Raw genomic sequence first — 21,243 nt, 5'->3', positions numbered from 1 at the left:
ACGGCGCAACGCCGCACCGCGCCGCTCATTGACAAGCCTCCCCCCATGATCCGCCCCGAATTCGTCAGCGACGCTATAGAACAGTCACCGGATGAAAGTCTGGTCGGGCACTACGGTCCGTTCCTGCTTAAATCCGCGTTTCAGCCCATTTTGGATATCTCGGGCACAAGCCGGAAAATTATTGGCTATGAGGGGCTCATCCGCCCGCATCTCGATGGCGCCATCGTCTCACCGGCAGTCTTCTTTCCCGCCATCGACGAGGAAGACCGGTTCTTCATCGAGTGGCTGTGTCGGGCACTGCATCTGCGCAATTTCAACCTGTTTCGCCGCCCCGGCCAGCAGGTCTTCATCAATCTCGATCCCGGCTCCTATATCGACCTGGCCCGCTCGATCCGTGAGGTTTCGATCATGATCGAGCGCATGGCAACGGTTGGGCTTACCCCTGCCGATATGGTGTGCGAGATCGTGGAAAGCCGCGCTGCCTCCAATCATGTGCTGTGGCGGCTGGCGCGTTGCTTTCAGGAGGCTGGCGTCACCATCGCGGTGGATGATTTCGGTGCCCAGTGGTCCGATGATCGCCGGATCGCCGCCATCCGTCCCGACATCGTCAAGCTCGACCGGACATGGTTCAAGGCCCATCTCGGCGACCCGGCTCTCGAGCAAAAGGCCCGTGCCGTGATCGACCGGTTCGCGGAAAGCGGTATTCGGATCGTGGCCGAAGGCATCGAGACCGAACTCGAGCTCGATTTTGCCCGCGCATGCGAGATACCGATGGCACAGGGCTTTTATCTGGGCAGGCCGCAACTTTCGGACAGCTGGCCCTGTCCGGCCCGGGCACCCGGTAACGAATTGGTTTTCGGCTGAATTCTAGGTCCCGCCAATCATCAGGAAAATGCTCAGCACCGCACCGATCGCCGGCACCCAGATCGGTACGTCGAACCCGCCGGCAGCCTCTCCTTCACGATTTTCGGACCCGATGCCTTTTAGCTTGATGCGCACCAGCGCCAGATTGACCAGCACGAAGACCAGAAGCGTCACCCGCGAGGTCATTTCGGCCAGTCCGGTGAGATCAAAACTCACCGCCAGTCCAAGCACCAGAGCCGTCATGATGACGGTAGCGGTGACAGGGGTCCGTGTCCTGGGGTGAACCTTCGCAAGAAGGCGGGGCAATCGCCCGCGTGACGCCAACCCGAAGGCCACCCGCGCCGCCATGATGATCTGGATGATCACCCCGTTGAGCGTCGCGATGATCGCGATCACCGTCATCACCCAGATCGGAAACGGCGTGACCCGCGAAAAGATCAGCGCCAGCGGCGCGGCTTCGCCTTCAAGAGCCGCCGGCCCCACCCGGAGCACGGCCACCGCAGCCACGAGAAAATAGATCAGCGTTGCCAATCCAAGTGTGACGAAGATCGCCAGCGGCAGGTTGCGTTCAGGCCGCTCCACCTCTTCGGCGATATTGACCATATCTTCGAAGCCGATAAAGGCGAAGAAGGCCAGCAAACCGGCGGCAAAGATGCCGCCCCACACCGCCCCGTCTAAGGAATGCGGCACCAATTCGGGCAGCCGGGTGATGGTTTCGGGTTCGCCCCCGAACCCGGCAGTGATCACGATCAGCAATCCACCGACCTCCACGACCGTCAATGCGCCCGCAATCCCGACAGACAGATTGACGCTGAGAGCGGCCACGATCCCCATGCCAATCACAACGATCCCCGCCAGCACTTTGGGCGACATGGGAACGAATTGACCGATATAGCCTGCCGCGCCGAGACTGATGGTAGCAGCCGAGACGAGGCCCGACGTCATGATCAAGAGACCGACGATCAGCCCCAGCACCGGTCGCCCGAAACCCTGATCGACGAACACTGCCTCCCCGCCACTCACCGGATAGCGAACCGCCATCGCCGCATAGGAAGCGGCCGAAAAGGCCATCACGAAAGCCGAAATCAAAAACGCAGTCGGCGCATAGAGCCCGGCCCTGGCCGCGGTCGCCCCGATCAGCACATAAATGCCCGCACCGATCGTCACCCCCAGCCCGTAAAGCACCACCGCCATAAGGGTGAGGCTGCGATTAAGGCCCGGCTCTGGAGGCAAGGTGGCAAGCTCGGGCATTCTGGACGTTTCGGACATGAGCGGTCTGGCGGATTCGGGCTCGAGGGCGGGGTTGATTTGAACAGGCTAGCAGTTTTGGCGCCTAAGCCCTTGATCCTTGTCAACAAGCCGGCCTGTCTGCAGGCTAGACTGACATGGTCGTCAACCCACGGGAAATCTCGCCATGCGCGCCATGGTCCTCACAGAAATTGGCTCGCCGCTCGAATTGACCGACTTGCCTGTGCCCGAGCCGGCGCAAGATGAAATCCTGATCCGTGTGACCGCCTGCGGGGTGTGCCGCACAGATTTGCACGTGGTCGACGGCGAACTTGCCGATCCCGCTCTGCCCCTGGTGCCCGGTCATGAGATCGTCGGCCGGATCGAACGGCTCGGGGCCGACGTCACCGGTTTCACGGTTGGCGAACGCGTCGGTGTACCATGGTTGGGGGAGACCTGCGGGCATTGCCCTTATTGCCTCGACCACCGCGAAAACCTGTGCGACGCGCCGGCCTTCACCGGCTATACCCGCAATGGCGGTTACGCAGAAATGACCATTGCCAACGCGCAATACTGTTTCCCGATCCCCGATCGCTATGACGATGTCGCCGCTGCGCCACTGCTTTGTGCCGGGTTGATCGGCTATCGCGCCTACCGCATGACGAACCTGCCCGAATCCCGGCCGGCCCGGCTGGGGCTCTATGGCTTCGGCGCCGCTGCCCATATCCTCGCTCAGCTCGCCATTGCCGACGGGCATGCGCTCTACGCTTTCACCCGTCCGGGTGACACGGCATCGCAACAGTTCGCCAGGGACCTGGGCGCGGTCTGGTCCGGCCCCTCCGATGCCCCGGCCCCCGAACCGCTCGATGCGGCCATCATCTTTGCCCCTGTCGGGGCGCTCGTGCCTGCTGCCCTGCGCGCCACCAGAAAGGGCGCGACCGTCGTTTGCGCAGGCATCCATATGAGCGACATTCCCGCATTCCCCTATTCGATCCTTTGGGAGGAGCGCCGCGTGGTCTCGGTCGCCAATCTCACACGGGCCGATGGCGAGGGCTTTTCGCCCGTGCCGCCGAAACGCCGATTGCGACCCACACCATTCCCTACGCCCTTGAAGACGCCAATCAGGCGCTCGACGATCTGCGCCATGGCCGCTTCCAGGGCGCTGCGGTGCTCGTGCCCTGAACCGGTTGCAGAATTTTCGTTTTCGCGCCAAAGCTCACGCGTTCTGATCCGGAGACATCGTCATGCTGCTGGCGCTCGGCCTGCCTGCCAATCTTCTTCTTATTGCCGTTGGCGCCGCCGGCATCTGGTTCGCCGGCATGCAGCTTGTGGCCTATGCCGACGAGATCTCCGACCGGCTGAAGCTCGGTCGCGCGCTCACCGGTCTCATTTTTCTGGCCACGGCGACCTCGCTGCCGGAAATCGTCACCACTGTCGTGGCCGCCGGAGGTGGGGATGCGGATCTGGCGCTCAACAATCTCATTGGCGGTATCACCCTTCAGACCGCCATGCTGGTGGTCGCCGACGGTCTGGTGATCGGCGCGGCCCTGTCGCGCTTCCCCCGCAAATTGACCACGGCCATTGAAGGCGCCCTCCTGGCACTGCTGATCGGGCTCACCATCGCCATCGTCGTGATGGCCGAACCGCTGTCTGCCTTTGCCATCGGACTTGGCAGCACCGCGATCTTTGTCGGCTATGGCTTGGCCATCGTGCTGATGCGCAGCTATGACAAATCCGAGGTCTGGGTTCCCGTCGAGGTACCCGAGGCCGGCGGCGGAGATGGTGAGGGGCTGTTTGTTTCGAGCTTTCCCGCTCTTGGAACCCGCTCGGTCCTGGTGCGTTTCGCCGGCTTCTGCCTCATCATTCTGATGTGCGGTGTCCTGACGGTCGAAGCTGCCGATGCCATCGCCGTCCAGTCGGGGCTGGGCGCCAGCTTCATCGGCGCCACGCTCCTGGCTGTCACCACCTCGCTCCCCGAACTCGGCGCCACTATCGCCGCGGCGCGCCGCCGGTCCTATACCCTGGCCATCTCCAATATCTTCGGTTCGAACCTTGTCATGCTGGCGTTGATCTGGCCGGCCGATCTCATCTATCGCGGCGGTCCGATCCTGGCCGAGGCCGGACCGATCGCGCTGATCGGGCTTGCCGGGGGCCTGATCGTCACCCTCGCCTATGTGATCGGTCTCTTGATGCGGCCAGCCCGCCGGTTGGGCCGCTTCGGCTATGATTCCGTGCTGGTACTGCTCGTCTACCTGATCTCGGTCGTGATCATGTACAATCTGCGCTGACAACGAACCGCCCGAAAACTCCCGACAAACAAAGAGCCGGCCCAGAAGGACCGGCTCCGCGCAGCCGGGAGCTGCGCCGTCCTGCCGAGAATTTGGGAGGTCCGGCAGGCTATGTCATGCCTTGGGCGCTATTGCGCCGTGGTCATGTTGATCATCGGATCGACGATGGACCCGTCGAGCCCGTATTTGGCGGCGATTTCGGTGAGTTTGCCTTCGGCCCGCAATTCCTTGAGCGCGGCAAGGATCGCCTCGGCGAGATCCGGACGCTTGACCGAAACAAACGGTCCCATCGGCGTCGCACCAATTCCGGCCCTGACGATATGCCAGTCCTGACCGCCGGTCATCATGATGAAGGACGCCTGTTCGGTCGACCCCACCTGTGCCGCATCACGGCCCGATTGCAGCGCCAGATCGGCATCGGGCACCGAGGTGTAAAGATTCACGTGAAGCGTATCGAGGCCCTTGTCGGCACATTCCTTCGCGAGGTCTTCGGCAACTGTCGCTGTCGTGGTGCCCTTGAGAGCACCGATCGACTTGCCGCAAAGTGCGTCCATATCGGGATATATCTCGGCATTCTTTGCCAGCACGATCACTGCTTCCGAGGTTGCGGCATAATCGATGAAGGTCACCACCTTCTCGCGCTCTTCGAGATCGCTGGTGCCCCCGGCACCGACATCGAAGCGCTCCGAACCGACCCCGGTGATCAACCCTTCCCACTTCACGCTCATGATGTTCCATTCAATGTCGAGTTTCTCGCCGATGGCGAGCCCGACATCGACCTCGAGTCCGGTCGGATTGCCGCTATCCGCATCGATCCAGGAATAGGGCGGATAATCGAGCACCATCCCCACATTGAGGACCCCGGCATCCCTGTATTTTTGCGGCAGCATGTCTGCAGCGCTTTGCGCCACGGCCACGCCCGACAGGGAAAGCCCCGCCACCAGCGTCAGGCCGGCCAGCCCGACTGTCGATTTCACTAAGGTCATTGATATTCCTCCTCACGCATAATGCAGACAAATGAAGAGATTGATTAATCTGATGTTTTCACCCCACCATGGGGTTATCACGATCAGCATATTCTCCATTTGTGTATACAAATAAGCAAATGAGATTGGTCCGGGCAAGCGAAAATCGTGGCAGGTAGCGCATTCCAGGGCCAACAGGCGCAAAAATCCGCGCAAAACGGTCCGCTTCAAACCTCTTATTTTGTATAGACAATAAAAACGGGCTTGCGTAAGTTCATGGTCAGCCCCGTCCGCACCGGGGATCTGGCCACTGTTTTTGGGAGGAAATTTTGACTGATGCGACCGGCCTGGCCGGCCCCACCCCTTCGCCCAGCCCGGGCATCCCGCTCGATGCCCGCGGCGTCGTGACCGCCCGGCGCCCCGTGAACTGGCCGCGCTTGATCGCGACCCTCGCCGTGCTCGCGATTTCCGCTGCATTGGCTGTCTCGATCGGCACCAATGAAAACCTGCATTGGGATATTGTCGGCACCTATCTGTTCCACCCCCAGATCCTGATCGGGGTGGTGGTCACCCTCCAGCTCTCGATTGCCAGTGTCGCTTTCGCCTTCTGCCTCGGCGTTCTGCTCGCCGCCATGCAGCAGTCGAAAAGCCCGCTGCTGCGCATCATGGCCGGTTTCTATGTCTGGTTCTTCCGCGCCCTGCCGCTGGTGGTCCAACTGATCCTGTGGTTCAACCTGGCGCTGCTGTTCCCCGTTCTCGGCCTCGGTATCCCCGGCACACCGCTCTTTGTCGGCTGGGACACCAACGCCCTGATCACCCCTTTTGTCGCCGCTCTTTTGGGCCTTGCCCTGCACGAAGCCGCCTATATGGCCGAGATTGTGCGCGGCGGCATATTGTCGGTCCCCGACGGACAGACCGAGGCCGCCCTTTCGATCGGCATGACGCCCGGCAAGGCCCTGCGCCGCATTGTCCTGCCCCAGGCGATTCGCGTGATCATCCCGCCCGTCGGCAATCAGTTCATCATGCTGCTGAAAGCCAGCGCTCTGGTTTCGATCATCGGCGGCGGCGATCTGCTGACCAAGGCGCAGAACATCTATTCGCTCAACTACGAGGTGATCGCCCTGCTGATCGTCGCCTCGATCTGGTACATGGCGATTATCTCGATCACATCGACCGGACAGTATTTCCTTGAAAAGCGCATGAGCCGCTCCACCCGCGCTGCCACTGTGCAGGGCGGTCCCGCGATCCGTGCCAGCGCCGAGGTGTGACCATGAACGCGATCATCGACATTCATAAGCTGAAAAAATCCTTCGGCGCCGTTGAGGTACTGCATGATGTCTCCCTCTCCGTTTCGCCGGGCGAAGTCCTTTGCGTGCTCGGTCCGTCAGGCAGCGGGAAGACCACCATGCTGCGCTGCATCAACCAGCTCGAGACCATCGATGCCGGCTATATCCTGGTCGAAGGCGAACCCGCCGGCTTCACACGCGATCATCAAGGCGGGGTGTGGCTGGCGACCGAGGCCGAGCGCGCCGCGCAGCGCCGCAAGACGGGCATGGTATTCCAGGGGTTCAATCTGTTCCCGCATCTCACAGCCCTCGGCAATGTGATGGAAGCGCCGGTCCATGTTCTCCATCGCCCCCGGGCGGAAGCCCGCCAACAGGCGCTCGACCTGCTCGCCTCGGTCGGCCTTGCAGATCACGCGCACAAATACCCCGCGCATCTGTCGGGCGGTCAGCAGCAGCGCGTCGCCATCGCCAGGGCGCTGGCCTGTGATCCGCGCATCCTGCTGTTCGATGAGCCCACCAGCGCGCTCGATCCCGAATGGGTCGGCGAGGTACTCGGTGCCATGCGCGATCTCGCAAAAACCGGCATCACCATGGTCATTGTCACCCATGAGGTCGGCTTTGCCCGTGACGTTGCCGACCGGGTGGCGATCATGGCCGATGGCGAGATCATCGATTGTGGTCCGGCGGAACGTGTCCTCGATCACCCCGCCACTGCGCGTGCCGAAGCGTTTTTGCGCCGGCGGCACTGACCGCGACTTCCGCAAGGCGCAACGCCGGGACACGCTCCCGGCGTTGCGATCGCCTGTTGCCCATCAAAACCGGTGAGTTGCCGGTCCGGATCGTGTACACACACCGCGCGGCACCCTAGTCTGCGCAAAAGGACCTTCAAGGACATGCACGACATGGCCGGCACGGCGCGCCACAAGAAGCCCGAAAAACCGCATTCGCTGCACGATCGCATCCTGGCGGACATCCAGGACAAGATCGTCTCGGGCACCTGGCCGCCGGGGCACCGTCTGCCGTCCGAGCATGAACTGGCCGAGCAATATGGCTGCTCGCGCATGACCGTGAACAAGGTCCTGACTCTCCTTTCCGCCGCCCGCATCGTCGAGCGTCGCCGCCGCGCCGGCAGCTTCGTCGCCTTTCAGAAATCCCAGGCCGCCGTACTTCAGATCCATGATATCCGCTCGGAAATCGAAGCGCTCGATATGGAGGCGACCTATGCCATCACATCGCGCATCGAGCGGCCGGCCACCGAGGACGATGCCGAGCAAATCGGCGTTGAGCCGGGCACCCCGATCCTTGAGGTCGAGTGCATGCATTTCGCCAACCGCATGCCCTTCTGCCAGGAGTATCGGCTGATCAACCTCCAAATCGTCCCCGAAGGTGCCCGCCAGTTCTTTGACAATGAAACCCCGACCGGCTGGATCATGGCTCGCGTACCCTGGACCGCGGCCGAACACACGATTTCCGCTGCCGAAGCGAGCCCGGACATGGCCAAGGCGCTCGACCTCAAGAATCAGGCCGCTTGTCTGGTTGTCGAACGCCGCACCTGGCGCGCTGAAGACCCGGTCACCTATGCCCGGCTGGTCTATCCCGCCAATGAGCACAAGCTTGTCGCCCGCTTTTCGCCCAACCAGACCACCGGCTGAACCGGTCTGGTCCCCCGTACACATTCCCGCCTGTCGCCATTCATTAAATATGAAGGCAAATCTGCCTACGGTCTGGAGCCTGGGTTGGGCTAAAACCGCCGGGCCAGACAAAGGGCGCATATCATGCTTGAAGATTTCCGGTCCCTGCCGGGCGGCGAGACCTTTTCGGCCGATATCTGTATTTGCGGCGCCGGCGCCGCCGGCATTCCCATGGCGCTCGAACTGGCGCGCCGGGGAATCTCGGTCATCCTGCTCGAAAGCGGCGGCATCGGGCTCGAAGAAGACATCCAGGCGCTTTACGAGGGCGAACTGGCCGGGCTCGAAAACACCGATCTGAGCTATTCGCGGCTGCGGCAGTTCGGCGGAACCACCGGTCACTGGACAGGACAATGCGCGCCTCTCGACCCGCTCGATTTCAAACAGCGCACCGCCGTGCCCCATTCGGGCTGGCCGATTAACCGAAAGATCCTCGATCCGTTCTACGAACGCGCCCAGCCTTATCTGCAGCTCGGGCCCTATCGCTATTCAACCGAAAGCTGGGGCAATGAGCTCTCGGGCACACCGCTGCCCCTCGATCCCGAGACGGTCACCTCGGCTGTCTATCAATACAGCCCCCCGACCCGGTTCGCAGAAACCTATCAGGGCGATGTCGAAGGTGAAGAGAACCTGCGCTGCCTCCTGCACGCCAACGTGATTCACATGAAACTGGCCTCGGGCACCGACCGCCTGGAGAGCCTGACCATCTCCACCCTCGACGGCAAAAAGGCGACAGTGAGCGCCCGCAAATTCGTACTCGCCTGCGGAGGGATTGAAAACGCCCGGCTTCTGTTGAATTTCAACACCGACCGGCCGGCCGGTCTCGGCAATGAGAATGATCTTGTTGGCCGCTACTATATGGACCACCTCAACATCGTCGCCAGCTCGATTGTCCTTGCCGACAATCAGACCGATCTGGGTTTCTATTCCCAGGCGACGACCGAGGCTCAACTGGGCATGGCCCTGCGCCTCACCGACCCGGTGATCGAGCGCGAGGGGCTGCTCAACAATGCCGCCTTCCTGCAGGTGGTTTGGGAGAACCCGGATCACAATGACGATTTCCGCGACCACGCCTGGCTGTCATTTTCTTCGATGGCCAAGGCCTTCGCCCGCGGTCAGGTGCCCGACCGGCTGGCCGAAAACGCCTGCAATGTCATCGAACAGCCCGGCCCTGTCGTAACCGGCATCTATCGCAACATCGCCCGCCGCTTCACCGGCGGCGGCGTTATCAAGGCAATCGATCTCAAGCAGGACGCCGAACAAAGCCCCAATCCCGACAGCCGCGTGATGCTGGGCGAGGATATCGATCCCTTGGGGATGCGCCGGGTCATTCTCGACTGGCAGGTCGCACCGGGCGATATGGACAGCCTGCGCCGCACCCACATGATCCTGGGCGCGGAGCTGGGCAAGGCCGGGCTCGGCCGGCTCAATCTCGGCATATCCGATCCCGCCGATGTCACCCAGGCCTTTACCGGCTATCACCATATCGGCACCACCCGCATGCATGCCAACCCGCGTCAGGGTGTGGTCGATGCCGATTGCCGGGTGCACTCGGTCGACAATCTTTATGTGGCCGGCAGCTCGGTCTTTACGACTTGCGGCGCCGCCAACCCGACCCTCACCATTGTGGCACTGGCCCTCAGGCTCGGCGATCATCTCGCCGACACCCTGCAGGCGGCGTGAACGGAGGTCCCTTCATGGGCAAATGGACAAGACGCGGTCTGATCGGTGCCGGTGGCCTGTTGGCCATTACCGGTGTGGCCTATGGCGGAGGTCTGCTGGCCTGCCGCATGGTGCCGCGCCACACGCCCGACTTCTTCGCCTCGCTCCCCGGCATGGATCATGACGCCTTGCGCACCATCGGCCAGAGCGTCCTCCGCGATCACCCCGGCCTGGCCCGCCCCGGCGCGGCAACCCGGCTGTTGACCGCAAAGGCCGGCATCGAAAGGGCCATTGGCACCGACTGCCCCCAGACCCGAATGACCATGGTCCAGGAGGAATGCCGCGCTGATTTCGCCGCCGGACGGATCGTACTGGTTGATGGCTGGATGATTTCGGAAACCGAAGCGCTGATCAGCGCCGAGGCCGCAACGGCCTGACCGCCGGGCAAGCCCAAACGACACAAGACCTGGAAAAGACACAAGACCCGGAAAAGACAAAAGGCCCGGAGATCCGAGCCTTCTTCTGAAGTCTGTTTGGAGCGGGCGATGAGATTCGAACTCACGACCCCAACCTTGGCAAGGTTGTGCTCTACCCCTGAGCTACGCCCGCATCCTGATCCAGCCCCCGGCGGAACCGGCTGACTGGCGTGGGCGCCTATATGCCCAATCGCGAACCGGATTGCAACCGCAATTTCGCACCCTGTTTCGCCACAGGGGTTTCATGCTCAAACGGATGCCGGCCCGACGTTCGGCAACGTCATATTGCCCGAGGTTAAACCCACTTGGTGATTTGGTGAAACGCTAAGCCGAACCAGGCGCGATTCGCCGCACACCCTTGTATTTCGCCCCCGTCTGACCCACAAAGAACCCAAAGCAAAACTCCGCTCGACGGGCAAGAACGAGCGGTTCCGGTACGCGGCTTTAGGCCCGGCCGGTCATCAAAAGGTGTTAACCATGGAAATCATGCAGCCGCAGCAAAATGGTGCAGGGCCGGATCTGATCAGCGATTCGGATACATCGGGCTTTCAGGCCGATGTGCTGGACGCGTCCGCGAATACGCCGGTGCTTGTCGATTTCTGGGCGCCGTGGTGCGGGCCATGCCGCCAGCTCACCCCGACTCTTGAAAAGGTGACCCGCGAAGCCGGCGGCAAGATCCGTCTCGTCAAGATCAATATCGACGAGAACCAGGCGCTGGCCGGCCAGATGGGCATCCAGTCGATTCCAGCCGTCTTCGCCTTTGTCGATGGTCGCCCGGTTGACGGTTTTCTCGGCGCCTTGCCCGAATCCGAGGTCAAGCGCTTCATCGAGCGCCTGCCAGCCGCTGGCGGCGGCGGCAATGGCGGCCAGCCCGCCGGCAATGATCCCGAGGAGCAGATCAAGATCGCCCTCGAACAGGCCAGCGAAGCCGAAAACGCAGGCCAGCCCCAGGTTGCCGGGCAGATCTACAGCCAGATCCTTGGCGTGGCGCCGACCAACGCACCGTCACTGATCGGTCTCGCGCGCTTGCAACTTCAGGCCGGCAATGCCGATGCCGCCAAGGAGCTCTTGGATCGTGTCGCCGAAGACGATCAGGAGACTGAGGGCTATGAGGCCGTCAAATCCGCCCTGGCCCTGGCCGAAGAAGCTGCCGGGCTCGATGATCCCGCAGCGCTGCTTGAAACCCTCGCTGCCAACCCCGATGATCATCAGGCCCGGTTCGATCTCGCCCTGGCGCTCAATGCGCGCACCGACCGGATGGCCGCTGCCGCCGAGCTGATCGAGATCATCCGCCGCGACCGCGAATGGGAAGAACAAAAGGCCCGCAAGAAACTGCTCGAACTGTTCGACGCCTGGGGTCCTGCCGACCCGGCAACGGCCAAAGGCCGCCGCCAGCTCTCCTCGCTCCTGTTCAGCTAGAGCATTTCCAGGTGAAGTTGATACCGCTTCACCGTTTGGAAACGCGATAATACAAGAGCTTGAACCCCGTAAGCGGGACAGGAAGGAAAACCGCATGAAAAGGGTGATCCGATCCCTCGCCGATATCCCGGACCAGGTGCCGATCTTTCCCCTGGCCGGGGCGCTTTTGCTGCCGCGCATGGTGCTGCCGCTCAACATCTTCGAGCCGCGTTATCTGGCCATGGTCGATCATGCCCTGGCTGGCGACCGGCTGATCGGTGTCATTCAACCGGCCATCGAGCCGGGTGGCGCCACCGCTGAAGGCGACAGCCCGCCCTTGTCCGGTATCGGCACCATTGGCCGCATCACCCATTTCGAGGAACGGCCCGACAATCGCTATCTGATCGGCCTGATGGGCATCATCCGCTTCAACCTTGCCAGCGAGGTTGAAAGCTTTGCTCCGTTCCGCAAGGCAGAGGTCGAATGCGCACCCTTCGAATCCGATTTCGAGGAAGGCCATGGCGAAGAGGATGTCGACCGCCACGCCTTTCTGGCGGCCTTGCGCGACTATGCCGACTTTGCCGAATTTGAAATCGACTGGGACGATGTCACCGCCATGTCGGTTGAGGATCTCGTTAATTCCTGCGTCATGGCCTCGCCCTATGGCCCGCGTGAGCGTCAGGCCCTGCTTGAAACCTCCACCCTTCGCGAGCGCGCCGAAATGCTGACCGCCCTCGCCGAAGTCGAGATGTCGCGCAGTGCGCCGGGGCGGAACCTCCAGTGACCGGCACCACCGATCATCGAAGATCCGGTGCCCCGATCGCTGGCCAGCAGGGACCGGACCGGCATGTTCTCGACATGCTGGTCTGTCCGCTCACCAAGACGCGGCTGATCCTGAGTGAAGACAAGTCCGAGCTGATTTCCCTTGCCGCCCGGCTCGCCTTTCCGATCCGGGACGGCATTCCGGAGATGGTGCTCGAGGAAGCCCGTCCGATCTCGGAAGAAGAAGTCGACCGGCTCGAACGCTAAATCCCGATTCCGCGCAGCAGCTTTGGCCCGTCTGACCCGGATATCCCGGCCGCGTGGCCGATCATCGCCTTCTTGAGCGGCCCGATCCGGTCGACCACGCCAAGCCCGATATCGCGGGCGATTCGCACCGGGGCAATATCGTTGGAGAACAGCCGGTTCATCCCGTCGGTTACCATCGCCATCAGCGCGGTGTCGAACCGCCGCCAGCGCTGGTAACGCTCGAGCACATCCGGGGCGCCAATGTCTTCCCCGATCCGCGCCGCCTCGATGATCACTTCGGCAAGCGCCGCCACATCCTTGAGCCCCAGATTAAGCCCCTGCCCGGCAATCGGGTGCACCACATGGGCGGCATCCCCGACAAGCGCCAGCCGTTCGGCCACCATCGAGCGCGCCAGCACCATCGCCAGCGGGAATCCCTGGACCGGAGATTTGAGCGTCACCTTGCCCAGTGTCGAGCCCATACGCTGTTCGATCTCGCGGGCAATCGCGTCTTCATCGAGCGCCATCAGGGCCTGTGCATCTTTTGTCCGCTCGGTCCACACCAGCGAGGATTGCCGATCCGGCAGCGGCAGGCTGGCAAACGGTCCCGCGGGCAGGAAATGCTCATAGGCCACGCCGTCATGATCGAATTCATGTCCGATCGTTGCCACCAGTCCCATCTGGTCATAATCGTGCCGGATCACATCGATCCCGGCCATGGCGCGCAGGGCCGAACGCCCGCCATCCGCACCGATCACCAACGCTGCTTCAATCGTGGTTCCGCTTTCCAGCGTCAGCCTGGCCTTGACCGGGTTGGAGATATCGCGGTCCACCACCTTGTCTGGCGCGATGACCTCGACCCCGCAATCGGTGATCGCCCCGATCAGCGCTTCGGCCGTGATCCGGTTCGGAACCATATGCGCAAAGGGCTGGCCCGATCCCACATGACCTTCGAAGCCGAGAAAAAGCGGCCGGTAAAGATCGCCCTTGCCGCTATCGGTGATTTTCATCGACCGGATCGGTTCGGCGCCCTTCGCCATCGGCGCCCACACCCCGATCGCATCGAAGACCGAACTGACCCCGGCCGAGATCGCGGTTGAGCGTTCATCCTTGGGCACCGCCAACGGGCGGGCATCGACAAGCACGATCTCCATGCCCGGCGCGAAGCGTTTGAGCGCGATCGCCAGCGTCAGCCCCACCGGCCCGCCGCCGATGATCGCGATATCGCAGCCGACGGTCCTGGCGCCGCTATCCGCGCGGGTTTCGGCTCGGGTCTGGGATTGCGTCATGGCCGGTCTCCCTGTTGCGAGGCGGGCGCACCCCTCGCTTTGCCAACACTTCTAATTGGACCCGGCAGCATTCCCCTGCAAGGGCGATGCATCAGGGCAAACCGTCGCGCTCATCGCTGCATATTTTGTCATCAACGGCGAAATCCTGCACACAAATTGTGCACAATTAACGAAACAGGAAACCGCCTGATTTGATGGCTTCCGCAAAACTCTCATAATTTCATAGTGTTACGACGGCATGCCGATTCTGGCACGCGGCTTGAGTCTGAAAGGGCGATGTCCATCACCTCGCCCTGGAGGACGAAATGAAACTGATTATCGCCATCATCAAGCCATCGCGGCTCGAACCTGTCCGCGAAGCGCTGGCGGCCCATGACGTCACCGGCATGACCGTGACCGAGGTCAAGGGTTACGGCCGCCAGAAAGGTCACTCCGAAATCTATCGTGGGGCCGAATACACGGTTCACTTCATTCCCAAGCTCAAGCTTGAGATCGCGGTGCCGGCCGACCGCGCCGCCGAAGTGACCCAGCTCATCGCCGAAACCGCCCGCACCGGCCGGGTCGGAGACGGCAAGATCTTCACCCTCGATCTCAACGACGTCATTCGCGTGCGCACCGGTGAGACCGGCGCCGACGCGCTGTAGGCATTTTCACTCAGGAGAGAACAATGAACGCAAAAGCGCTCGCCCTGAAAACCCTGCCGGCCCTGGCGATCATCGCCTTCACCGGTTCGGGCTTCGCACAGGAGGCGGTCGAACCCGCCACCGCCGTCGCCGAGGCAGCATCCTCCGGTGCGCCCGCCGAGCAGACGGTCTTCATTCTCAACACCCTTTTGTTCCTTATTTCCGGCTTCCTCGTCATGTGGATGGCCGCCGGCTTCGCCATGCTTGAAGCCGGGCTGGTGCGGCGCAAGAACGTCGCCATGCAGCTTTTGAAGAACATTTCCCTCTTCGCCATTGCCGGCCTTGCCTATTACCTCATCGGCTACAAGCTGATGTATCCGGGCGATAGCTGGATGATTGGCTATGAAGCCCAGGGCGAAGACGGGCCCTATATCGTGGGGTATCTCGGTGCCATCGGCACCGCGGTGCTCGAGGCGGTGGGGGTTGCGCCGGAAGCGGCAGACGACCTCTCCTACGCCACGACCGGCTCGGACTTCTTTTTCCAGCTGATGTTCTGCGCCACCACCGCCTCGATCGTCTCTGGCACCCTTGCCGAACGCATCAAGCTCTGGCCCTTCCTCATCTTCATCGTTGTCCTGACCGGTCTCATCTACCCGGTGCAGGCGGCCTGGAAATGGGGCGGTGGCTTCCTCGACACCCAGCTCGGCTTCCTCGATTTCGCCGGCTCGACCGTCGTCCACTCTGTTGGTGGCTGGGCCGCGCTTGTCGGCGCGATCATCCTCGGGGCCCGCACCGGCCGCTACAACAAGGATGGCACCTCCACCGCCATGCCCGGCTCTTCCATGCCTCTGGCAACGCTGGGGACCTTCATCCTGTGGCTCGGCTGGTTCGGCTTCAATGGCGGTTCGCAGCTCGCGCTGGGTTCGGTTGGTGATGCCGCTGATGTCTCGCGCATCTTCGCCAACACCAATATGGGTGCCGCCGGCGGTGCCGTCGCCGCCCTCTTGCTGACCCAGCTCATCTACAAGAAGGTCGATCTGACCATGGTGCTCAACGGCGCCCTTGCCGGTCTGGTCTCGATCACCGCCGAGCCGTTGACCCCGGGTCTGGGCATGGCGGCCCTGATTGGTGGCGTTGGTGGCGTGATCGTGGTCTTCGCCGTCCCGATGCTCGACCGTCTCAAGATCGACGATGTGGTCGGCGCCATCCCGGTGCACCTGTTCGCAGGCATCTGGGGCACGCTCGCTGTCGTCATCACCAACCCCGATGCGAGCCTGTTCGGCCAGGTCGCATCCATCGTCATCGTGGGCGTCTTCGTCACCGTCACCAGCGGCATCGTCTGGCTGGCCCTGAAGGCGACCATGGGCATTCGCGTCTCCGAGGAGGAGGAGCGGCTGGGCCTCGACAAGACCGAGGTCGGGCTGGAGGCTTATCCGGAGTTCTAGCCAATCCGGAAGCCCGCATCGCGGAACCGGCCCCGGGGCGACCCGGGGCCGGTTCTTTTTGTACTCGCGGACCCCATGATTTTCGGGCTCTTCGAACCCTCTCAACACCTCGGCCGACCAAGTTCAACACCTTGGCCCACATTGTCGACCACCCTTAAAACCGGGTTAACCATGCCCTGCTAGGCTCGCCCCATCCGTTTCGTGTTCATTGAGTATCGGACCATTTGTCGGCATGCCGTCTTCCCAAGCGCTCGACCATCGCCCCGCCCCTAACGCTATCGCCATCCGCATTCCGCTGCGCGCCATCGGCGTCGCCGGATTTGCCTTTTGCCTGTTCGCCCTGGCGTCCCTCGCCAGCTGGTCTGCCGGCGATCCGAGCCTGTCCAACGCCGTTGACGCGGCGCCCGCCAACTGGATGGGTGCGCCTGGCGCGGTCATCGCCGATCTGTTGATCCAGTTCTTCGGGCTCGGCGCGCTGATTGTCATGACGCCGCCGCTTCTGTGGAGCGCCTCACTGATCCGCAATCGCCCGCCCAAACGCTGGGGGCTGAGGGTCCTGTTCTGGCTCGTTGCCTCGATCATCGCCGCCGGCATTTTCGCCTGCGTCCCCGCGCCTGAGACCTGGGTGCTGCCCATTGGACTTGGCGGGGTGATCGGCCACGGCTTTTCGGCATTGGCTGCCCTTGTCACCGGCGCGCCGCCTTCGGGCCTGGCTGCCGCCATCTACGCACTGATTCTCGCGCCGCTGGCGCTGGTGCCGCTCTATTTTTCGGTCAGCCGCCGCGGCACGCTGCAGCCGGTCGAGCCCGACGATGTTCCCGAAGTCGAGCCCGAAGCGCGCGACATCGAGGCCGAAACTGCCGGCCGGCGCATCTTCGCCATTTTGGGCGCCATGGGCTCGGTCGGCATGGGCGCTGCAACCCACGCCGCCTATCGCGCCAATATGAAGCTGCGGGCCTGGTGGCGCACCCGCAAAGCAGAAAAGAAGGAAGAGGCCGATGTCAGCTGGCGCGAAGCCGCAGTCGAGCCCTCCCTCGAAAGGGGTGGCAATCGCACCGAACCCTGGCTCGGTTACGATGACGAGAACGCCGACTATGGCGATGATTCACGTGAAGCTCCGTTCGGCGACGAACTGGCGATCGATGACTATGATTCGTCCCGCCGTGACCGCCGTGACGATCATTCGAGCCAGGGCGGCTACGAAGAACGCTATGATTTCGACGCTGCCGAGTTCGAATATTCCGAGGAAGACGGCATTGCCCGCCTGCTGCGCGACGGCGAACTGACAGACGTCCCCGGCGCCGAACCGGCGCCCCCTGCAAAGCCGCGCGTGCGCGCTGCCGTGCCGCGCATCGTGCCGGGCAAGCGCCAGGTGCTCGAAGCCCAGGCCTCACTGCTCGATTCGGGTGAATTCGAACTGCCCGAGCTCAGCTTCCTCGCCGAGGCGCGGGGCGGCCAGCGTTCGGCCGAACTCACCCCCGAAGCCCTCGAAAACAACGCCCGCCAGCTTGAAGGGGTCCTCGAGGATTTCGGCGTCAAGGGCGACATCATCAATGTCCGTCCCGGCCCCGTCGTCACCCTTTACGAACTCGAGCCGGCCCCCGGCATCAAGTCTTCGCGCGTCATCGGTCTTGCCGACGATATCGCCCGCTCGATGAGTGCGGTCTCCGCGCGTGTGGCCGTGGTGCCCGGACGCAATGCCATCGGCATCGAACTGCCCAACCAGACCCGCGAAACCGTCTATCTGCGCGAGATCCTTGGCTCCGCCGACTTCGAGAAGATGAAGGGCAAGCTGCCGCTCTGCCTTGGCAAGACCATTGGCGGCGAACCGATCATCGCCGATCTCGCCCGCATGCCCCACTTGCTGATCGCGGGCACCACCGGCTCGGGCAAGTCGGTCGCGGTCAACACCATGATTCTGTCGCTCCTCTACCGGTTCCGCCCGGAGGAATGCCGGCTGATCATGATCGATCCGAAAATGCTCGAACTTTCGATCTATGATGGCATCCCCCATCTGCTGACCCCTGTGATCACCGATCCGGCCAAGGCCGTGACCGGTCTCAAATGGGCGGTCCGCGAGATGGAGGACCGCTACAAGAAGATGTCGAAGATCGGGGTCCGCAATATCGACGGCTTCAATGCCCGTGTCGGCGAAGCCCAGAAAAAGGGCGAGATCCTCACCCGTACCGTGCAGACCGGGTTCAATCGCGAAACCGGCGAGCCGATCTTCGAGAGCGAGGAATTCGATCTCGAACCGCTCCCCTATATCGTCGTCATCGTCGACGAGATGGCCGACCTGATGATGGTCGCGGGCAAGGACATCGAAGGCGCCATCCAGCGCCTGGCCCAGATGGCCCGTGCCGCCGGCATCCACCTGATCATGGCCACCCAGCGTCCTTCGGTCGATGTCATCACCGGCACCATCAAGGCCAACTTCCCGACCCGGATTTCCTTCCAGGTCACCTCCAAGATCGACAGCCGCACCATTCTGGGCGAGCAGGGCGCCGAACAGCTTCTGGGCATGGGCGACATGCTCTATATGGCTGGCGGCAGCCGCATAAAGCGCCTGCATGGCCCCTTCGTCTCGGATGGAGAAGTCGAGGACGTGGTCTCTCACCTGAAGGCCCAGGGCACGCCCGAATATCTCGACAACATCACCGAAGACGATGATGAGGGCGAAGATGGCGTGCCCGGCTCGAACCTCGCTTCGTCGGGTGACGAGCTTTACGACAAAGCCGTCAACATCGTTCTCAATGACCGCAAGGCCTCGACGAGCTATATCCAGCGCCGCCTCTCGATCGGTTATAATCGCGCTGCGACCCTCATCGAGCGCATGGAGCAGGAGGGGGTCATTTCCCCGGCCAACCATGCGGGCAAGCGCGAAGTGCTGGTGGGCGACTCAGAGACCGCTTACTGAGCCGGACGCGGGACAAGGAACCAGCGGGTCATTTTCGAGCCGGTCCGACCCGCCCTTCAGGGGGGCGACGCGCTCTTGCCGCATTTGCCCCCTAGGCGGAGAGAAGCAAATTCTGTTTCAATGATCGCCTTCTAGGTGTCTCCAACCAGCGTCCCTTTGGAAGCGTCCTGCCATGCCAGCATTCCGGAAAGCCAAGATGACCCGATTTGTCTTCCGCAGTCTTTTCGCCCAGGCGGTTCTGATCGCCTTTGCGGTCCTGCTGTTCGCCCAGACCCCGGCCCGGGCTCTCGACCGCCAGTTGACCGAGCGCGAGATCACGCTGATCAACGAGATCTCCCAGCACCACACCGACATCCGCACCATGGTCGGCCGCTTCCTGCAGGTGAATGCCAATGGCGACCGGCTCGAAGGCGTGTTCTGGCTGGCCCGACCCAACAAGATCCGCTTCCGCTATGGCCCGCCCTCTTTCACCGAGATCATCACTGCGGGCCAGGGCTTCTACGTGGTCGACAGGCGCGAGAAGACTTCGACCGCCTATCCGCAGGACAAGGTGCCGCTGCGCCAGTTCCTCTCCGACCGCATTGATCTGCTGTCGGCCAATCTGACCGACGTCATCATCTTCGACGACACCCCCGAGCCGACCGAGGAAGTGCCCGAGCCCGTCACCCGTGAGTTGATCGCCGTCTCGCTGGCCGATGACACGCCAATCGGGGTGGTCGAAGTCACGCTGATCTTTGAGACCGTCTCCAAGGACCTTATCCAGTGGAGCCTGATCGAGCCCAATGGCGGCGAGCTGACCTTTTCGATCTTCGACACCCGGACCAATGTCGAAATTCCGCGCAATTATTTCTCGATCAATCCGGATTTCGTCTCCAACAACAACTGACCTGATGTGAATTGTGGCGAGCGGCGCTTGCAGCGCGCCGCCCGGATGCGCAACATGATCAACCGGCGGCCTTATCGGGCGCCGGTTGTTTCTTTTCTGATCGCGCCCGGAGATCGTCCTTGCCGCTTCTTGCCACCTGGAACATCAATTCCGTCCGCCTGCGCTTGCCCATGGTGCTGGACTTTCTCGCCGACAAGCAGCCCGACATCCTGTGCCTGCAGGAGATCAAGTGCCAGAACGACCAGTTCCCGCAAAAGGCCTTCGCCGAGGCCGGCTACACCCATCAGGCGGTCAACGGGCAAAAGGGCTATCACGGCGTCGCCATCGTATCGAAACAGCCGCTTGGCGACATCGACCGCCGCGAATTCTGTGCCATGGGCGATTCGCGTCATGTCTCGGCCCTGATCGACACCGCCGCGGGTCCGGCGCGTCTGCATAATTTCTATATCCCCGCCGGCGGTGACGAACCCAACCCGGAGATCAATCCCAAGTTCCGCCACAAGCTCGACTTCCTCGCCGAACTCAAGGACTGGTTCGACACCCCCGAATTCGACGCCGGGCATATCCTTGTGGGCGATTTCAACATCGCCCCGCATGAAAACGATGTCTGGAGCCACAAGCAGCTCCTCAAAGTCGTCAGCCACACCCCGATCGAGACCGAGACCCTTGATGCCTTGCGCGATCGCCGCAACTGGGTGGATCTGGTGCGTCAGCACATCCCGCTGGAGGAACGGGTCTATTCCTGGTGGAGCTACCGCGCCCGAGATTGGGAGGCCTCCGACCGCGGCCGGCGCCTCGACCATATCTGGTCGAGCCCGGCCATCGCGCCTCACTGTTCTCAGGTCGAAGTCATCCGCGAGGCCCGCGGCTGGACCGAAAAGCCTTCCGACCACGTCCCCGTCCTCGCCCGCATCGCGTGAAGCCAGCCCGCCGGCGTGAGGGAGTGAGGAGCGGTCGGGCAACGCCTGATCCAAAGGTCCGGTGGACCTTTGGAAGCGAAAGAACGCCTTGAGAGCTATGCTCGAAAGGCCGCTCGAAGGGTTGAACAGCTACAATCTTCGCCCTGTCCCGGACCTCAATCAGGCAGGCACGGGTTTCACCTCTCCCTTGGGGGAGAGGTCGATCCGAAGGATCGGGTGAGGGGGCCTTGGCTGAGGCAGAACAGAGCCCCTCACCCCAACCCTCTCCCCGGCGGGGAGAGGGAGCGCACGGTGCACTACT

At 62.5% G+C, this 21,243-nt stretch carries 18 protein-coding genes, 1 tRNA gene and 1 pseudogene; 16 read left to right on the top strand and 4 right to left on the bottom strand.

The window, feature by feature from the left end; genetic code table 11:
• Positions 1 to 45 precede the first annotated feature (45 nt).
• Entirely contained in the window at positions 46 to 864 is an 819-nt protein-coding gene (locus G489_RS0108240) for an EAL domain-containing protein (RefSeq protein ID WP_029041145.1), read from the top strand.
• 3 nt (positions 865 to 867) lie between these two features.
• Here G489_RS0108240 and G489_RS0108235 read toward each other — a convergent pair whose 3' ends face one another.
• On the bottom strand, positions 868 to 2,133 hold the full coding sequence (locus tag G489_RS0108235; protein ID WP_051332430.1) for an APC family permease: 1,266 nt from the start codon (positions 2,131 to 2,133) through the stop codon (positions 868 to 870).
• Between the two features lie 145 nt (positions 2,134 to 2,278).
• Here G489_RS0108235 and G489_RS22230 point away from each other — a divergent pair.
• Positions 2,279 to 3,273, top strand: a pseudogene (locus tag G489_RS22230) (zinc-dependent alcohol dehydrogenase family protein).
• Between the two features lie 62 nt (positions 3,274 to 3,335).
• Positions 3,336 to 4,379 (top strand): sodium:calcium antiporter, encoded by a 1,044-nt coding sequence (locus G489_RS0108220; protein WP_029041142.1) that lies wholly within the window; start codon positions 3,336 to 3,338, stop codon positions 4,377 to 4,379.
• A gap of 128 nt (positions 4,380 to 4,507) precedes the next feature.
• On the opposite strand, the gene G489_RS0108215 is transcribed toward G489_RS0108220, so the two are convergent.
• Positions 4,508 to 5,365: a transporter substrate-binding domain-containing protein gene (locus G489_RS0108215; protein WP_029041141.1), complete on the bottom strand. Its 858-nt coding sequence runs from the start codon at positions 5,363 to 5,365 to the stop codon at positions 4,508 to 4,510.
• 308 nt (positions 5,366 to 5,673) lie between these two features.
• Here G489_RS0108215 and G489_RS19650 point away from each other — a divergent pair, with 308 nt between their 5' ends.
• From G489_RS19650 to G489_RS0108190, 5 genes are all read left to right on the top strand, one after another.
• Entirely contained in the window at positions 5,674 to 6,612 is a 939-nt protein-coding gene (locus G489_RS19650) for an amino acid ABC transporter permease (RefSeq protein ID WP_210162596.1), read from the top strand.
• Positions 6,613 to 6,614: 2 nt separating this feature from the next.
• Positions 6,615 to 7,379: an amino acid ABC transporter ATP-binding protein gene (locus G489_RS0108205; protein WP_029041140.1), complete on the top strand. Its 765-nt coding sequence runs from the start codon at positions 6,615 to 6,617 to the stop codon at positions 7,377 to 7,379.
• A gap of 144 nt (positions 7,380 to 7,523) precedes the next feature.
• Positions 7,524 to 8,282, top strand: coding sequence for a histidine utilization repressor (gene hutC, locus G489_RS0108200; RefSeq protein WP_245578852.1), 759 nt, complete (start codon positions 7,524 to 7,526; stop codon positions 8,280 to 8,282).
• A 123-nt stretch (positions 8,283 to 8,405) separates the two neighbouring features.
• Positions 8,406 to 10,001 carry a GMC oxidoreductase gene (locus G489_RS0108195; RefSeq protein ID WP_029041138.1) on the top strand — a complete coding sequence of 532 codons (1,596 nt, stop codon included), beginning with the start codon at positions 8,406 to 8,408 and terminating at the stop codon, positions 9,999 to 10,001.
• A 14-nt stretch (positions 10,002 to 10,015) separates the two neighbouring features.
• Entirely contained in the window at positions 10,016 to 10,417 is a 402-nt protein-coding gene (locus G489_RS0108190) for a hypothetical protein (RefSeq protein ID WP_029041137.1), read from the top strand.
• Between the two features lie 97 nt (positions 10,418 to 10,514).
• Here G489_RS0108190 and G489_RS0108185 read toward each other — a convergent pair.
• Positions 10,515 to 10,589: transfer RNA gene (locus G489_RS0108185), tRNA-Gly, on the bottom strand.
• 344 nt (positions 10,590 to 10,933) lie between these two features.
• On the opposite strand from G489_RS0108185, the gene trxA reads away from it, so the two are divergent.
• The 3 genes from trxA (at position 10,934) to G489_RS0108170 (ending at position 12,883) form a co-directional block, all read left to right on the top strand.
• Positions 10,934 to 11,875: a thioredoxin gene (gene trxA, locus G489_RS0108180; RefSeq protein ID WP_029041136.1), complete on the top strand. Its 942-nt coding sequence runs from the start codon at positions 10,934 to 10,936 to the stop codon at positions 11,873 to 11,875.
• A gap of 94 nt (positions 11,876 to 11,969) precedes the next feature.
• Positions 11,970 to 12,638: an LON peptidase substrate-binding domain-containing protein gene (locus G489_RS0108175; protein ID WP_029041135.1), complete on the top strand. Its 669-nt coding sequence runs from the start codon at positions 11,970 to 11,972 to the stop codon at positions 12,636 to 12,638.
• A gap of 35 nt (positions 12,639 to 12,673) precedes the next feature.
• Positions 12,674 to 12,883 (top strand): Trm112 family protein, encoded by a 210-nt coding sequence (locus G489_RS0108170; RefSeq protein ID WP_029041134.1) that lies wholly within the window; start codon positions 12,674 to 12,676, stop codon positions 12,881 to 12,883.
• Here the strand turns inward: G489_RS0108170 and G489_RS0108165 are convergent.
• A complete protein-coding gene (locus G489_RS0108165) occupies positions 12,880 to 14,151 on the bottom strand; it encodes an FAD-dependent monooxygenase (RefSeq protein ID WP_081691466.1) in 1,272 nt (423 codons plus the stop codon). The genes G489_RS0108170 and G489_RS0108165 overlap by 4 nt on opposite strands.
• Positions 14,152 to 14,456: 305 nt before the next feature.
• Here G489_RS0108165 and G489_RS0108160 point away from each other — a divergent pair, with 305 nt between their 5' ends.
• The 5 genes from G489_RS0108160 to G489_RS0108140 all read left to right on the top strand — a co-directional run bounded on the left by G489_RS0108160 (position 14,457) and on the right by G489_RS0108140 (position 20,942).
• Entirely contained in the window at positions 14,457 to 14,795 is a 339-nt protein-coding gene (locus G489_RS0108160) for a P-II family nitrogen regulator (protein WP_029041132.1), read from the top strand.
• Positions 14,796 to 14,818: 23 nt separating this feature from the next.
• Positions 14,819 to 16,219 (top strand): ammonium transporter family protein, encoded by a 1,401-nt coding sequence (locus G489_RS0108155; protein ID WP_029041131.1) that lies wholly within the window; start codon positions 14,819 to 14,821, stop codon positions 16,217 to 16,219.
• Positions 16,220 to 16,451: 232 nt separating this feature from the next.
• Positions 16,452 to 19,136 carry a DNA translocase FtsK gene (locus tag G489_RS0108150; RefSeq protein ID WP_035872062.1) on the top strand — a complete coding sequence of 895 codons (2,685 nt, stop codon included), beginning with the start codon at positions 16,452 to 16,454 and terminating at the stop codon, positions 19,134 to 19,136.
• A 196-nt stretch (positions 19,137 to 19,332) separates the two neighbouring features.
• Positions 19,333 to 20,022 carry a LolA family protein gene (locus G489_RS21735; protein ID WP_029041129.1) on the top strand — a complete coding sequence of 230 codons (690 nt, stop codon included), beginning with the start codon at positions 19,333 to 19,335 and terminating at the stop codon, positions 20,020 to 20,022.
• A 119-nt stretch (positions 20,023 to 20,141) separates the two neighbouring features.
• Positions 20,142 to 20,942 carry an exodeoxyribonuclease III gene (locus tag G489_RS0108140; protein ID WP_029041128.1) on the top strand — a complete coding sequence of 267 codons (801 nt, stop codon included), beginning with the start codon at positions 20,142 to 20,144 and terminating at the stop codon, positions 20,940 to 20,942.
• Positions 20,943 to 21,243: the final 301 nt, after the last annotated feature.

This window comes from Cucumibacter marinus DSM 18995 (assembly GCF_000429865.1).
Lineage (GTDB): Bacteria > Pseudomonadota > Alphaproteobacteria > Rhizobiales > Devosiaceae > Cucumibacter > Cucumibacter marinus.
The sequence above is the reverse complement of the archived record's forward strand: the minus strand, read 5'-3'. Positions and strand labels throughout refer to the sequence as shown.

Bases quoted from the DNA above. Each gene is read 5' to 3' on its own strand.
- G489_RS0108240 (WP_029041145.1), top strand. From the start codon at position 46: ATGATCCGCCCCGAATTCGTCAGCGACGCTATAGAACAGTCACCGGAT.
- G489_RS0108235 (WP_051332430.1), bottom strand. From the start codon at position 2,133: ATGTCCGAAACGTCCAGAATGCCCGAGCTTGCCACCTTGCCTCCAGAG.
- G489_RS0108220 (WP_029041142.1), top strand. From the start codon at position 3,336: ATGCTGCTGGCGCTCGGCCTGCCTGCCAATCTTCTTCTTATTGCCGTT.
- G489_RS0108215 (WP_029041141.1), bottom strand. From the start codon at position 5,365: ATGACCTTAGTGAAATCGACAGTCGGGCTGGCCGGCCTGACGCTGGTG.
- G489_RS0108205 (WP_029041140.1), top strand. From the start codon at position 6,615: ATGAACGCGATCATCGACATTCATAAGCTGAAAAAATCCTTCGGCGCC.
- hutC (WP_245578852.1), top strand. From the start codon at position 7,524: ATGCACGACATGGCCGGCACGGCGCGCCACAAGAAGCCCGAAAAACCG.
- G489_RS0108195 (WP_029041138.1), top strand. From the start codon at position 8,406: ATGCTTGAAGATTTCCGGTCCCTGCCGGGCGGCGAGACCTTTTCGGCC.
- G489_RS0108190 (WP_029041137.1), top strand. From the start codon at position 10,016: ATGGGCAAATGGACAAGACGCGGTCTGATCGGTGCCGGTGGCCTGTTG.
- trxA (WP_029041136.1), top strand. From the start codon at position 10,934: ATGGAAATCATGCAGCCGCAGCAAAATGGTGCAGGGCCGGATCTGATC.
- G489_RS0108175 (WP_029041135.1), top strand. From the start codon at position 11,970: ATGAAAAGGGTGATCCGATCCCTCGCCGATATCCCGGACCAGGTGCCG.
- G489_RS0108165 (WP_081691466.1), bottom strand. From the start codon at position 14,151: ATGACGCAATCCCAGACCCGAGCCGAAACCCGCGCGGATAGCGGCGCC.
- G489_RS0108160 (WP_029041132.1), top strand. From the start codon at position 14,457: ATGAAACTGATTATCGCCATCATCAAGCCATCGCGGCTCGAACCTGTC.
- G489_RS0108155 (WP_029041131.1), top strand. From the start codon at position 14,819: ATGAACGCAAAAGCGCTCGCCCTGAAAACCCTGCCGGCCCTGGCGATC.
- G489_RS0108150 (WP_035872062.1), top strand. From the start codon at position 16,452: ATGCCGTCTTCCCAAGCGCTCGACCATCGCCCCGCCCCTAACGCTATC.
- G489_RS21735 (WP_029041129.1), top strand. From the start codon at position 19,333: ATGACCCGATTTGTCTTCCGCAGTCTTTTCGCCCAGGCGGTTCTGATC.